Origin of the sequence: Acinetobacter sp. NIPH1876, from assembly GCF_022808535.1 — a bacterium.
GTDB lineage: Bacteria > Pseudomonadota > Gammaproteobacteria > Pseudomonadales > Moraxellaceae > Acinetobacter > Acinetobacter higginsii.
Genome location: NZ_JALGBR010000002.1, coordinates 1 through 14,624 on the forward strand (window position 1 = coordinate 1; position 14,624 = coordinate 14,624).

Annotated in this window: 13 protein-coding genes; 7 read left to right on the top strand and 6 right to left on the bottom strand. The window is 39.7% G+C overall.

What is annotated here, in order from left to right; all coding sequences use genetic code 11:
• The first annotated feature begins 245 nt into the window (after window positions 1–245).
• Window positions 246–1,118 (top strand): DMT family transporter, encoded by an 873-nt coding sequence (locus MN869_RS02335; protein WP_005202473.1) that lies wholly within the window; start codon window positions 246–248, stop codon window positions 1,116–1,118.
• A gap of 123 nt (window positions 1,119–1,241) precedes the next feature.
• On the opposite strand, the gene cysN is transcribed toward MN869_RS02335, so the two are convergent.
• The 5 genes from cysN to MN869_RS02360 all read right to left on the bottom strand — a co-directional run bounded on the left by cysN (window position 1,242) and on the right by MN869_RS02360 (window position 7,877).
• Window positions 1,242–2,855, bottom strand: coding sequence for a sulfate adenylyltransferase subunit CysN (gene cysN, locus MN869_RS02340; RefSeq protein WP_005202472.1), 1,614 nt, complete (start codon window positions 2,853–2,855; stop codon window positions 1,242–1,244).
• An 83-nt stretch (window positions 2,856–2,938) separates the two neighbouring features.
• On the bottom strand, window positions 2,939–3,847 hold the full coding sequence (cysD, locus tag MN869_RS02345; RefSeq protein WP_004808480.1) for a sulfate adenylyltransferase subunit CysD: 909 nt from the start codon (window positions 3,845–3,847) through the stop codon (window positions 2,939–2,941).
• A 322-nt stretch (window positions 3,848–4,169) separates the two neighbouring features.
• Window positions 4,170–5,609, bottom strand: a complete 1,440-nt coding sequence (locus MN869_RS02350) for a capsule assembly Wzi family protein (protein WP_005202471.1) — start codon at window positions 5,607–5,609, stop codon at window positions 4,170–4,172.
• Window positions 5,610–5,753: 144 nt separating this feature from the next.
• Window positions 5,754–7,280 carry a lysine--tRNA ligase gene (gene lysS, locus MN869_RS02355; RefSeq protein ID WP_005202470.1) on the bottom strand — a complete coding sequence of 509 codons (1,527 nt, stop codon included), beginning with the start codon at window positions 7,278–7,280 and terminating at the stop codon, window positions 5,754–5,756.
• 159 nt (window positions 7,281–7,439) lie between these two features.
• On the bottom strand, window positions 7,440–7,877 hold the full coding sequence (locus MN869_RS02360) for an SRPBCC domain-containing protein (RefSeq protein ID WP_005202469.1): 438 nt from the start codon (window positions 7,875–7,877) through the stop codon (window positions 7,440–7,442).
• A 348-nt stretch (window positions 7,878–8,225) separates the two neighbouring features.
• On the opposite strand from MN869_RS02360, the gene rubA reads away from it, so the two are divergent.
• The 4 genes from rubA (at window position 8,226) to oxyR (ending at window position 11,596) form a co-directional block, all read left to right on the top strand.
• Window positions 8,226–8,390: a rubredoxin RubA gene (gene rubA / locus MN869_RS02365; protein ID WP_004678010.1), complete on the top strand. Its 165-nt coding sequence runs from the start codon at window positions 8,226–8,228 to the stop codon at window positions 8,388–8,390.
• An 83-nt stretch (window positions 8,391–8,473) separates the two neighbouring features.
• Window positions 8,474–9,655: a rubredoxin reductase RubB gene (rubB, locus tag MN869_RS02370; RefSeq protein ID WP_005202468.1), complete on the top strand. Its 1,182-nt coding sequence runs from the start codon at window positions 8,474–8,476 to the stop codon at window positions 9,653–9,655.
• A gap of 84 nt (window positions 9,656–9,739) precedes the next feature.
• Entirely contained in the window at window positions 9,740–10,684 is a 945-nt protein-coding gene (gene estB, locus MN869_RS02375) for an esterase EstB (protein ID WP_005202467.1), read from the top strand.
• A 6-nt stretch (window positions 10,685–10,690) separates the two neighbouring features.
• A complete protein-coding gene (gene oxyR / locus MN869_RS02380) occupies window positions 10,691–11,596 on the top strand; it encodes a LysR family transcriptional regulator OxyR (protein WP_005202466.1) in 906 nt (301 codons plus the stop codon).
• Between the two features lie 59 nt (window positions 11,597–11,655).
• Here oxyR and dusB read toward each other — a convergent pair whose 3' ends face one another.
• The gene (gene dusB, locus MN869_RS02385; RefSeq protein ID WP_005202464.1) at window positions 11,656–12,678 is read right to left on the bottom strand and encodes a tRNA dihydrouridine synthase DusB; all 1,023 of its coding nucleotides are present in this window, start codon (window positions 12,676–12,678) and stop codon (window positions 11,656–11,658) included.
• Between the two features lie 82 nt (window positions 12,679–12,760).
• Here dusB and MN869_RS02390 point away from each other — a divergent pair, with 82 nt between their 5' ends.
• Together MN869_RS02390 and MN869_RS02395 are read left to right on the top strand one after the other, a co-directional pair.
• Entirely contained in the window at window positions 12,761–13,969 is a 1,209-nt protein-coding gene (locus MN869_RS02390; RefSeq protein WP_005202462.1) for a DUF1615 family protein, read from the top strand.
• Window positions 13,936–14,610: an HAD-IB family hydrolase gene (locus MN869_RS02395; protein WP_243306819.1), complete on the top strand. Its 675-nt coding sequence runs from the start codon at window positions 13,936–13,938 to the stop codon at window positions 14,608–14,610. The genes MN869_RS02390 and MN869_RS02395 overlap by 34 nt, the downstream gene beginning before the upstream one ends.
• Window positions 14,611–14,624: the final 14 nt, after the last annotated feature.

The following is a 14,624-nucleotide window of genomic DNA, read 5'->3' on the forward strand; positions in this document are numbered from 1 at the left end:
TCGCTTCAATCATCGGCATAGTAATTTATACCTCGATTTGCTGAAACTACTCCGCAATGATCCTCTTTAACTTCCTAAGCCCCTTTCTAAATATATTCTTTTTATTATTTGTTAAAATAACTTGCTCTATCCGTCTTAGATGGTAAAGCATTTTTATAACCATCGAGTGAAAATCATAGTTTAGTGATCATATAAAACTGATATTCAAAGACCTAAAAATATAGATATTAAAAAGGATAAGTAAAATGGTCAAACTTAAGAATGAGAATTTCCTTTATATTGGCCTATTTGTTTTGCTTTGGGGTAGCGCTGCTATTTTTACCAAATGGGGACTTCATCATGGTGCTGCAATTCCTTTTCTGTTTTTTCGCTTTTTGATTGCTACCGCATTAATTTTATCCTTCTGTGTGATTTCAAAACAGCCTTTTTACCCACAAAACACCTCTTTTAAATATGTCATATTGACGGGTTGCTTTTTAATTACGGGTTATACCCTATTTTATTTTTTATCCCTTGAATTTGGAATTTCACCAGGGCTCCTTTCCACCATCCTTGCATTACAGCCCATTTTGACTTTTTTTATTACCGAAAAGAGTTTTTCCAAAGTGAAGCTTACTGGACTACTGCTTAGTTTTTTTGGAATTATTTGTTTGGTTTATAACAATATGTTTGTCAATAAATTATCTTTATGGGCAACGCTTGCTTCAATTATGTGCCTGACATGTATTACGGCAGGTGTGATTCTACAAAGAAAAATTTCTGAAAAACCATGGCACGTTTTACCACTACAATATGCAATTTCTTTGATTTTCATGATCTTAATCATCCCTTTTCAATCATTTAATTTTGAGATGAATTGGGGCTTTTGGATTCCAGTTTTATATCAAGGCATCATTGTTTCTGTGATTGCTCAACTAATTTTTTATAAATTACTACAATCAGGCAATCTGGTGAATACAACAAGCTTATTCTATCTTGTGCCCCTTGTGACTTTAATACTCGACTTTATGATTTTTAATACCCAACTTTCTACTTTCGACTATATTGGAATTACAGCAATCTTGAGTGGTGTTTATTTAGTGTATAGAAAAGCAGTTAAACCAAGTTGCACAACATAATATCAAAACTACAACTGCAAAGAATACAATGAGTAAATATCCAACAGAACCAATTCCAGCTTTTTGTAGCCCACTCAAATAAAAAAACCCGCTTGCGCGGGTTTCCAAAATCAACTCAGCCGATTAAAGACGAACTAACTCCACCACTTTTTCAGCGGCTTCTTCAACCGTTTCAGCAGCAATCTCGGTATCTGTACCTTCAACAGTCGTAGTGATAATTACAACACCTGTTTCACGCAACAATGCAATTTGCTCAGCAGTTAAATTGGCTTTCGCAATCGCAACCACACCCTGCTGGATCAACAAGCTTTCTAAAGCTTGAGCTTTCTCGATCAACGATGCAGAAACACCAATCACCGCAGGCTTCTGACCTAAACGAGCTGCACGATCTTCTGCAGTCACAGGATTGCTATGCGCTGCCCATTCAACCGCAGCTTCAACCATACCCGCACCAACAGTTACGTTGCTTAGACGGTCAATAAAGATAAATGAACCGGTGTAACGGCTGTCTTGGTATTGATCAAAGACCACTGGCGCATCAAACTCAACTACAACATCCGCAATTGCATTCAACTCAAGCTCTTCAACTTGTGTGTGTTCCAACGTATTCACATTGACACGGAAGTTAATTGCCGTCACTTTCGCTGGAACAGTTTGAGTCCCAATTTTGACATTGTACAGTTTGCCTTTTACCAGCGGATGCTCATTCATCCAGACCACTGATGCACGCACACTACGTGAAATCAATGGTTGCTCGCCTGCACGGACCAAAACGTTACCACGAGAAATATCAATTTCATCGTTTAAGGTTAAAGTCACGGCCTGACCAGCAACGGCCTGTTCTAGATTGCCATCAAAAGTTACGATTTCTTTAACTGTTGATTTTTTACCAGATGGCAAGGCAATAATTTCATCACCAACATTCACTTGACCAAGCGCAATCGTACCTGCGAAACCACGGAAATCGAGGTTTGGTCGATTCACATATTGAACAGGGAAACGGAATTCACGTTTATTTGATTCACGTTTAATTTCCACTGACTCAAGAAGGCTCATCAAGGTTTGACCCTTGTACCATGGCGTACTTGCTGATGGATTAACAACGTTGTCGCCATTCAATGCCGAGATCGGTACGAACACAATATTTTCAGGGCGACGATCACCAAGTTGACTCACGAAAGCATCATATTCAACTTGAATTTCATTGAAACGTGCTTCAGAGAACTCAACCAAGTCCATCTTGTTAATCGCAACAACGATATTTTTAATACCGAGTAAGCTTGCGATAAATGAATGGCGACGAGTTTGAGTTTGCACACCATAACGTGCATCGATCAAGATAATCGCAAGATCGGCAGTGGATGCACCAGTCGCCATGTTACGCGTGTATTGTTCATGTCCTGGGGTATCAGCAATGATGAACTTACGCTTTTCTGTAGAGAAATAACGATAAGCCACATCAATGGTAATGCCCTGCTCACGTTCAGCCTGTAGACCATCAACCAGCAAAGCAAGATCAGGTGCATCACCTGTAGTACCCACTTTTTTACTATCACGTGTTACCGCTTGCAATTGATCTTCATAAATCAATTTTGAATCGTAAAGTAAACGACCAATTAAGGTACTTTTACCATCATCGACATTACCGCACGTCAAAAAGCGTAATAAATCTTTTTGCTCATGCTGTTTTAAATATCCCAAGATGTCTTGGCTAATAAGATCTGATTGATGAGACATTGCTCAAAACTCCACATATTCTTTAGAAATCGGTTTTAATCTCCCTAAATCCCTCTTTAAAAAGAGGGACTTGCTTAAGGAAATTAGAAATAACCTTCTTGCTTTTTCTTTTCCATCGAGCCAGCCTCATCATGGTCAATCATACGACCTTGACGCTCTGAGCTGGTTGCTAAAAGCATTTCTTGGATAATTTCAGGCAAGGTATCTGCTTCAGACTCAACTGCACCTGTTAACGGGTAACAACCAAGTGTACGGAAACGTACCGATTTCATTTGTGGAACTTCACCTTCTTTTAAGCGCATACGCTCATCATCGACCATGATTAACGTACCACTACGTTCAACCACAGGTCGAACTGCAGAGAAATAAAGAGGAACGAGTTGAATATTTTCGAGATAGATATATTGCCAGATATCTAACTCAGTCCAGTTAGACAATGGGAATACACGAATACTTTCGCCTTTGTTCACTTTACCGTTGTAAAGGTTCCAAAGTTCCGGACGCTGGTTTTTTGGATCCCAACGATGTTTATTATCACGGAATGAATACACACGCTCTTTGGCACGAGATTTTTCTTCATCACGGCGTGCACCACCAAAAGCAGCATCAAACTGATACTTATCCAAGGCTTGTTTTAAACCTTGGGTTTTCATGATGTCCGTATATTTTGAACTGCCGTGATCAAACGGGTTAATCCCCGCCTCACGACCTTCTACATTTTGATGCACGATCAGATCAAAGCCATGCGTTTTTGCCATGTTGTCACGGAAAGCAATCATGTCTTTAAACTTCCAACCCGTATCTACATGCAGTAGTGGGAATGGGAGTTTCGCTGGATAGAATGCTTTTAATGCCAAATGCAACATTACTGCCGAGTCTTTACCAATCGAGTAAAGCATCACAGGGTTTTCAAATTCAGCTGCAACTTCACGAATAATATGAATACTTTCTGCCTCAAGTTGCTTGAGGTGAGTTAATCTATTTTCAGTCATGTACAATTTCCTCCTTATCCATGCTATCCATAAAATCTATAAGTGGGATTAAACCACCACTTTGAAGACTGTGTGGAGGAACGAGTGCCATAACAACTCCAATTTTTCATGATATAGATATTCTTACTGGTGGCAAAAAACCACTCAATAGCGGTTATTCATTATAATAATTTAGATCCAGTTCTTTAGCTTGTTTTTTCATATCAATATGCAAAATTATGATATAAAAATAAGATTATGGAATATCAATACAATCTATTCCTCACCAAAAAATATAAAAAAAGAAGCCAAAAGGCTCCTTTTTTCAAAGGTTTAAAACCTATCAAAAACCGAACATTTTCCGTTCTAATGGAATTTCAACACCAACAGAAACACCACCATCACTGCCATTCAAATCAGAATCACTGACCCAACCATTCACTTTTAATGGAATTGTTGGTTTCAAGTAGTGTGTCCAAGTCAAATCAAGAGCTTTTATTGTATCTTGCTTTGGAAATGCCTCATTAATTCTTAAATCTAATGGATTCACCTTGGTATAAAGCAAACGACCATTTAAACGGTTCATTGTATCAAAACGAATATCACCACCAACCGAATACATTTGACCATCACCACCCATTGCATGGCCTAAAGAAAAACCATGTTGATAATAGCCATCTTTGTAAACATAATGATTATATGAAACACCATCTACTTTTCCATTACTACGCGTATCTGCCCATTCTGCATAGAGTTGATACGGCATATTTTTATAAGAAGAAGAGAAATCTATACCCGCTAAATACATCTTTTTAGCAGGGAGTCCACCGGCTTCATCTTCCCCCACATATTGTCCATAAACACCGACAGGGACTTGTAGTAATGGTTGTGTATTCAACCGAAAATCAAATCCTGCAATCTGATTTGACTTATCAGTATCATAATCAAGATTATCATTACCTTTAATGGCATTCCAAAGTGAGTCCAAACTTTCTGAACGGCCTTCACCGCCCCATTGCAATACACGTGATGCACCAAGTTCAAGATAAGACAAAGGTTGTGCCGTTACACGTAAACCAAGCAGTTTTGCATCAGGAACAGCCTTATAATCATCCAATTGCCCAGCAAATGCTTGATACTGCCAAGGACCAATCCAAGATAACCATTTGCTCTCAAATGCATTTTGTACAGCTCGTTGTGCTGTAACACCATACACAGGACGACTCGCATCACCGCGAATCAAACTTCCATCATGCCCAGGACCCCAATAGGTCGGAATCTGACCTGCAATCACCCATTGATTCCAAAGCTTACCAGCAAGATAAGAACCTTCTACATTGACATCATGCCCATTATCAACCAGTGGATCTTTCTCTCCATTCACACGAAGTTTTGCATCCCAATTTTCACCACCTGCATTAAACTCAGCAGCGACCTGATATTGTGATTTTTGGTTATCACCAAATGTTTGAGGAACAGTTTTAAGATCAGAGCCGGCATGTAAACCAAGTTTAACCGTTTCATTATCTGCTTTCAGTGCATTAGCAACTGAATTCACCACCTTTTGCTGAGCATTATTGCTCACTTTCGCTTGGGATAAAGCACGTTGAATTTCATCGCCACTCATTGGCCAAGTCGACGTACTAATTTGAATAACACCTTGTTGGTTCAGCCAATTTAAATCTGTACGTAAATTTGCATCGTTTAAGATGAGACCTTGTGCAAATGTTGCAGAGGAAAGCGAAGCAAATAATGCGACATAAAGGGATTTTTTTAGAAACATATCTAAACTGTTCTCAAATTTATTTATGTGCACATGATCGTTTTTTTACGATCTCTTTTCAATCATCAAATGCAATAATTATATTTTTTTAATCATGAATATAAAAAGCCACTTCATGGAAGTGGCTTTTTAATGAATGGTAAATTAATCTTTACGGCGCATATGCGGGAATAACAACACGTCACGAATACTCGCAGCATTGGCAAACAACATCACCAAACGGTCAATACCGATGCCTTGACCAGCTGTCGGTGGCAAGCCATATTCCAATGCTTCGATAAAGTCTGCATCGTAATGCATTGCTTCATCATCACCTGCATCTTTTTCTGCAACCTGCGCTTGGAAGCGCTCAGCCTGATCAATCGGGTCATTTAACTCAGAGAAACCATTTGCCAACTCACGACCACCGATAAAGAACTCAAAACGATCGGTAATATGTGGATTATCATCATTACGACGAGCAAGTGGTGAAGTTTCAGCTGGATATTCAGTAATGAACGTCGGCTGACGCAGTTTAGTTTCTACAGTTTCTTCAAACACAATCGTTTGTAATTTGCCTAAACCAAAACCAGGTTTTACCTGCTCTTTTAAAACTTCTTTGGTAAATTTGGCCAAGAATTCACGGTCATTCACATTTTCAGGTGTGAAGTCTGGATTGTTCTCAAGAATTGCATCAAACATTGAGATTTTCTTGAATGGCCCTTTGAAGCTATAAACTTCGTCACCATAAGGCACATCGGTAGACCCCAAGATATCAACTGCCAATTTTTCAAGCATGTTTTCAGTCAATACCATCAAGTCTTTATAATCAGCATAGGCTTGATAGAACTCGATCATCGTGAATTCAGGGTTGTGGCGTGTTGAAACCCCTTCGTTACGGAAGTTACGGTTAATTTCAAACACACGCTCAAAACCACCCACTACAAGGCGTTTTAAATAGAGTTCCGGTGCAACACGTAAATACAGTTCCATGTCCAAAGCATTATGATGTGTTACGAATGGCTTAGCAGATGCGCCACCCGGAATCACATGCATCATTGGCGTTTCCACCTCCATGAAGCGTTCATTGGTCAAGAATGCACGAATACCTGCAACTACTTGGGCACGAATTTCGAAAGTTTTACGTGTTTCTTCATTTACGATCAAATCTAAATAACGTTTACGATATTTAGCTTCTGTATCGGTTAAACCATGGAATTTATCTGGAAGTGGACGAAGTGATTTGGTCAGTAATTCAAAACCTTCAAGGTGCACATATAAGTCACCTTTACCCGAACGACCAATATAACCTTCAGCAGCGATGATATCGCCAAGGTCTAAACTTTTAATGGTTTCTAAAATATCAGCTGGCAGACCTTTACGATCCACATAAAGTTGAATACGACCCGTCATATCTTGGATCACCATAAATGATCCACGGTTCAACATCACACGACCAGCAACTTTTACATAAACTTTTTCAGCGCCTTCAATTTGCGCCTTGTCTTGATCTTTAAACTGTTCTTGCAAATCAGCTGCATAGTGCTCACGTTTAAACGTGTTTGGCCACGGGCTCTTACCCGTTTGTTTTGCAGTCTCTTGGATTTGCTTTAATTTGGCATGACGCTGTGCGATTAAATCGTTTTCGGAAAGTGTTTGTTCAGAAGTCGATTGAGCGTTTTGTTGCGTCATCTCTGCCTCGATTAAGTAAAAAATGAAGTGACATAGGATAGCAGATCACAACTCATTTTCGTATTGTTTCAACCAGACAATTCAAAAAAATCAAGATTGATCAGTTTTTGAATCAAGATAACGCAGCAATTTTCCGCTCAACAATCGATTCGCTGTCGCTTATTTCTCCGCTAAATGCTTGACCATAGCAAGTCCCTGATCAAAGCCTTTATTCATAAATTCTGCATGTTCTGGTTGAATATCGACCTCTACATGCAATTGCGTTTCACCATTAAAATCAAACAGCATATATTTTTCCAAAGCACCTGCCCAAGACTTCACAGCCTCACTTTCCAGATCCTCCTTACCGTTCTCAATCATCCCAAGATGCTTAAAAACAATCTCTTTAGGCTCATCGATACTTTCAATGGTAGAGATCATGCCATTGCCTTTGCCATCTCCAAAATAGGTTTTACCACCCACTTTCCAATCCGTAGTCATGGTTGAATCGCATGCAAAGAATTTTGTCCATGCTTGATAACTTTCTGGAGTCCAAAGAACCTCCCAAACTTTTTCAGGGGTCGCATAAATTTTTATATTATAAGATAAGGTTTCCATGTTTTATTCTCCTTGATCATTGTTTTCATCATCATATCTTGATTCTGAATGTTTGTTTTTTATACACACTATATTTATACATTTCGGCTTTTTTTAATTGTATAAGCGTTATATCCCTAAAAAAAATTAGAGTAATTGCTCAAATAACAAGACTTTCAGATAGAATTGCCATATCACTTTTTGAATAAATGATTAAACTCTTGCATTTACTTTACTTAAATGTCGTTCTGCGTAAAAATCTAACTCCCGATTAGCATAAGTTAGTTCCTATTGCAGCGATCATAGCGACATTACGGAATAGTTTTACTGAAAGGCAACTTGAACATACCTATCAGTTTGGAGAGTCACATGAAAAAATATCAATGTATCGTTTGTGGTTGGATTTACGACGAAGCAGAAGGTTGGCCACAAGACGGCATTGCAGCAGGGACCAAATGGGAAGATATCCCAGATGATTGGACTTGCCCAGATTGCGGCGTTTCAAAAGCTGATTTTGAAATGGTTGAAATCTAAATAGATCAAGAAGGCCGTGACAATGATCATGGTCTTTTTTTTGCTATCGTTTGTTTTTAAATAAGAAAATATTGGAGAATAGAATGCATCCTATCGTTATCATCGGATCGGGCATGGCAGGTTACACCGTAGCGCGAGAGTTTCGTAAACTAAGTCCTGAACAAGAACTGGTTATGATCTGTGCAGATGATGCGGTAAATTATGCAAAACCAACATTATCTAATGCCTTTGCAGGGAATAAAGCACCAGAACAAATTGCTTTAGGCGATGCGACAAAGATGGCAACCCAATTGAATATGCGCATTGATGCAGACACATGGGTGAAAGCAATCAATGCCGAAAACCATGAACTTACATTAGAAAAAAATGGGCAAACCATTACCCAACCTTATTCAAAATTAGTACTGGCTGTCGGTGCAAACCCTATCCGCTTAGCGATTGCCGGTGATGGCAGTGATGACATCCATGTTGTGAACTCATTGGTCGACTATCGTATCTTCCGTGAAAACCTTGCAAACCGTAAAGACAAACGCGTGGTTATTCTTGGTGCAGGTTTAATTGGCTGTGAATTTGCCAATGACTTATTGCATAGCCAATATGATGTTACTGTAATTGACTTAGCCCCTCAGCCACTCGGTCGTTTATTACCAAACCATGTCGCTGAAGCCTTTAAGGCCAACTTAGAACAAGCAGGCATTAAATTTGCACTCTCCACCACCGTGGAAAAAGTAACCAAGATTAATAATGGTGAAGACTACGAAGTCACCTTAGCCAATGGTAAAACACTGGTCGCTGATATTGTTCTTTCTGCAATTGGCTTACAACCGAATATCTCTTTAGCGAAAGCAGCAGACATTCAAACCAGTCGTGGCATTATTACCAACACGCTTTTGGAAACCAATCAAGCGGATATCTATGCCGTCGGTGACTGTGCAGAAGTGAATGGCACGTTATTGCCATATGTGATGCCAATTATGCAGCAAGCACGTGCTTTAGCAAAAACGCTCAGTGGTCAAAGCACAGCGGTACACTACCCTGCTATGCCTGTTGCAGTAAAAACACCCGCTGCGCCATTGACGGTTTTACCTGCACCGCTTAATGTGGATGTGAACTGGGAAACCGAAGAGTTTGATGATGGTATGCTTGCCAAAGCAGCTGATGGTGAAGGAACCTTAAGGGGTTTTGTACTGTTAGGTGCAACTGCGGGCAAACAACGTTTAACCCTCACCAAGCTGGTTCCAGACTTGATTCCAGCGCAAGTTTAAGGTTTAAATACGAGAGTTTGTTGAGAAAAGAATTTCCTTCAAACTCTCTAAGCAATAAGAAGAATTCAATTTGGAACGAAGATCATGAACAGTGCCCTCCAATTTAACGTGTCACCATATGCTTCTTTTATGCAGGAAACCAAAGTTACTTTGGGCAATGGCATTGAACTACATGTTGAAATGGGCGGAAATCCTGAGCATCCAACCATCTTATTGATCATGGGCCTAGGTGCACAAATGCTGTTTTGGCCTGATTTCTTCTGTAAAGCCTTAATCGATCAAGGTTTCCGTGTAGTTCGCTTTGATAATCGCGATATCGGTTTATCTTCTAAAATTCGTAATAAGGGCAAACGACTCAATACCATGAAACTGATGAGTCGTTTCATGTTTGGACTTCGCAATGAAGGTGCACCTTATACCTTATATGATATGGCCGATGATGTAGCAATGTTGATTGATCAACTTGGCATCGAGAAATCCTATATTATTGGTGCCTCAATGGGCGGAATGATTTCACAGATTGTTGCTGCGAAATATCCAGAAAAAGTAGAAAAAATAGGTTTGTTATTTACCAGTAATAATCAGCCGTTTTTACCTCCGCCTTTTCCAAAGCAGCTTTTTAGCTTATTGGGTAAACCTGAAGGGCATGATGAAGAAACAATTATTAATCATAGTTTAAATGTTTTCCGTATTATCGGTTCACCTGGTTATGTCAATCCAGTCGAATCAATTCAAACCATTCGCAAATTATATCGACGTAGTTTCTATCCAGCGGGTGTACTTCAACAATTTTTAGCAATATTATGTACAGGTTCTTTGTTACCATTGAACAAAACGATTACTCAGCCGACATTGGTTGTACACGGATCAAAAGATCGCCTGTTACCACCAAGTCACGGGAAAGCTGTTGCAAAAGCAATTTCGGGTGCTAAGTTTGAATTAATTCAAGGAATGGGGCATGATATTCCTGCACATTTCATTCCGCAACTTAGTGGTTTGTTTACTCACCACTTTAGATCATCACACTAGGACACTATGGCTGCATTACCCTCATTAAGACAGCTATCATATTTAGTTACGTTGTCAGAAACTTTACATTTTACTGAAGCAGCGCGTCGTTCCTTTGTTACCCAGTCAACATTGTCTGGTGGCATCATGGAATTGGAGCGTTTATTAGGTGGGGTCTTAGTTGAGCGTGATCGTCAAAACGTCCGTTTAACCCCATTAGGTGAGCAAGTGGTGGCGCGAGCGCGAGTGTTGCTTGCCGATGCCCAAGACCTGATGCGTTTAAGCCGAGAGATGAGTGAACCATTAACAGGTGATTTACATCTCGGTATTATTCCAACCATTGCACCTTTTATTCTGACTCAACTCTTAGATGAAGTTCATCAGCAATTGCCAAAAATCCAGCTACACTTACATGAAGCACAAAGTGAGAAGATTGTAGAGAAGTTGGAACATGGTAATTTAGACATGATTGTACTTGCACTTCCGTTTGATACGCGCAGTTTAAAAGTTGCTGAAATTGCCAAAGAACACTTATTCCTTGTGTATAACAAGAAAGATACCAATGCAGCCAATGCAAATTCTCTCGATGATTTGGATCTATCTCGTTTAATGCTGCTTGAGGAAGGTCATTGCTTACGCGACCATGCTTTAAGTGCCTGCCCTGTTGGTGAGCGCAAAAATGATCATCGCTTAAAAGCAAGTTCATTACCAACGCTGGTTGAAATGGTATCGTCTGATTTAGGCTTTACTCTTTTACCTGAGATCGCGCTTAAAAACAGTATGATTCATTTCAATCAAGATATTGATGTGAAAGCGATTGAAGCTGCACCAAGCCGTACATTGGCTTTAGTGACCCGTAAAAGCACACCATTACAAAGTGAGTTTGATGTGATCTTGCAGATTCTGCAAAAAATCACGGCTCATTTATCGTAATAAAAAAAGCCTGTAATTCAGATCGAATTACAGGCTTTTCAATACAATTAAAATAATTATTAAATATCCAATAAATTCACTTGTTCAACTTGTACATCACTCATACGTAGACCTTGATCAAGTAATTCATCGAAATATGATTCCACCACTTTGGCTTGATCAGCCGTATTTTCAACTTTATACATATTCTGACGGAACTCGTTACTTGAGCGTAAGCCTTTGGTATACCAAGCAATATGCTTACGGGCAATACGACAGCCTGAGTATTCACCATAGAAATCATACAGCTCAGCCAGATGCCCCAATAATACTGCTTTGACTTCTGCAATATCAGGCGCAGCAAGATGCTCACCTGTTTTTAAGTAATGAGCAATTTCTCTGAATATCCAAGGTCGGCCTTGGGCTGCACGCCCAATCATAATGGCATCTGCACCCGTATAATCCAGTACATATTTGGCTTTTTCGGGACTATCAATATCACCGTTGGCAATCAATGGGATATCAATCAATTCTTTAACCTGCTTAATCAGCTCATAACGTGCAGTATTCAAATACATATCTTCACGGGTACGACCATGCAAGGCTAAGGCTGCAATTCCAGATTCTTCAGCACGTTTGGCCACACGTAAAATATTTTCATGGCCATTTAAAAAACCTAATCGGGTTTTTAAAGTGACTGGTACATCCACTGCAGAAACTACGGCATCGAGAATACGCGCAACGAGATCTTCGTCTTGTAATAAAGCCGAACCTGCAAGTTTGTTACATACTTTCTTAGCTGGGCAACCCATATTGATATCAACAATCTGCGCACCATTCGCCACTTGATAACGTGCTGCTTCAGCCAGTTGCTCTGGATCCGAACCTGCGATTTGTGCAGAGATTGGTGCAAGCTCACCATCAAAATTAGCCCGATAAAGACTCTTTTTACTCATACGTAGTGTCTTGTCTGCAGTCATCATTTCACTGACCGCATGCCCTGCACCAAAGTATTTGCACAGCGTTCTAAAAGGACGGTCCGTAACGCCAGCCATCGGAGCAACGATCAAATTATTTGACAGTTGATATGAACCAATATACATATATTTTCTTACAATTTCTGATCAACATAGTATACTTCATTCGCCCGTTCGGCTCATCTTTTTGTGCGGTGTTGTCTTCATTATGAACCAATCGTTTTCGACTCGTCCTCTATTCAAAACATTTAGCCTCTTGGCAATCAGCATAAGCTTAGTGGCTTGTGGTGATAATGCTTGGTGGTCAAATAATAAAGAACCCGAAATGAAGGCAGAACAAATTACCAAAGTACTGCCACCGCGTGTGAATGATCGCCAGTCTTGGTCGCAAGATATCTTCGATATCATGCAACAACTTAGTATTCCTAAAACCAAGCAAAATGTATGCAGCATTGTGGCCGTAGTCGATCAGGAATCTAACTTTGTCGCTGACCCTGCTGTACCAGGCTTAGGCGAGAAAGCAGTTCAGGAAATCAATACGCGCCTCAAAGAGAAGTTTGAAGCGAAACTAGGTGAAACCATTGGCGGCACTGTGGCAGGTTATTTTGAGGATGTGCTCAAAAACCAACCTTCACCAGAAAATAACTATATGAGCCAAATGCGCAAAGTCAGAACTGAGCGTGAACTCGATTTGCTTTATCGTGAAATTTTTGACTATATGTCGAAGCATTATCATGTCAGTGCCCTAACAGGCGCAGCGAAATTGGTTGGACAAGATATTGGCGAAAAAATGAACCCGATCACGACACTGGGTTCTATGCAAGTGCATATTAATTATGCCAAAGAACATAAACGTCAAAGCGGAAATATTGCTGAACTACGTAATGATCTCTATACCCAATACGGTGGCCTATATTATGGTATCCATCGTTTGATGGAATATTCTGCCGATTATGACAAAGCCATCTATCGTTTTGCCGATTACAACTCAGGCATGTATTCAAGCCGCAATGCAGCTTTTCAAAAGATGCTTGAAGTCATACAAGGTAAAGACCTTGATTTAGATGGTGACCTGTTACTTTATAATAAAGATGGGAATGTACAATCTGTACTGAGCCAATCTGAAAAAGAAGTGATCTCAGCGTTTACCAACAATAAAATTCTGGTTACTCCGCGTCAAATTCGTGCGGATTTAAAGAAAGAAAAAGAGAAGAAGTTCGAAGATACACAAACTTATTTAGCCGTTCAAAAGTTGTATCAAAGTAAAACCAATAAAGAACCTATTTATGCAATTATGCCTGAAGTCGTTATTTCGGGCCCTAAACTGAGCCGTGACTACAATACCAATTGGTTTGCCAGTCGAGTTAATGGACGATATGAAACATGCATGCAAAGAGCGAAACGCATAAAACTCTAAATCTTGCTTTATTTGATTTCGATGGAACACTCTATCCAAGAGACAGTTTCACAGGGTTTATTTTCTTTGCACTATCAAAACGCCATATTGTCAAAAGAGGCTTGAAAATCCTGCCATGGATTCAAGCCTATTATTTACGCCTCTACCCTGCGCATGCCATGCGACCACGTTTATTCCAGAGTATGTTTAAAGACATTTCTGTAGATGTGGTTGAGCAACTTGCTCACGAATATGCACAGAAACTCACTAAAAAATTAGATCCCGATTTATTCCAGCAGCTTCAACTACATCAGCAACGTGGTGATCACATTGTTCTAGTATCAGCATCGATTGATCTTTATTTGGCTCCAATTTGTGAAGTTCTCAATATTGAATTACTGTGCACCCAAACTGAAACTAAAGATGGACGTTTAACGGGTCGCTACAGTTCAGAAGATTGCAATTGTGAGCAAAAGAAATTGCGCATTTTACAAAGCTACAATTTAGCAAATTATCAAACGATTTATGCCTATGGCAATAGTGAAGAAGATCTAGAAATGCTCTCTTTAGCAGACCATCCTTATATGATGGGAGTAGAGCAAGCTCTTCCCTCCTTAGAGCTGAAACAATTGAACCAAGCAGACATAAAAAAGCCCGCTTAATGCGAGCTTTTTTA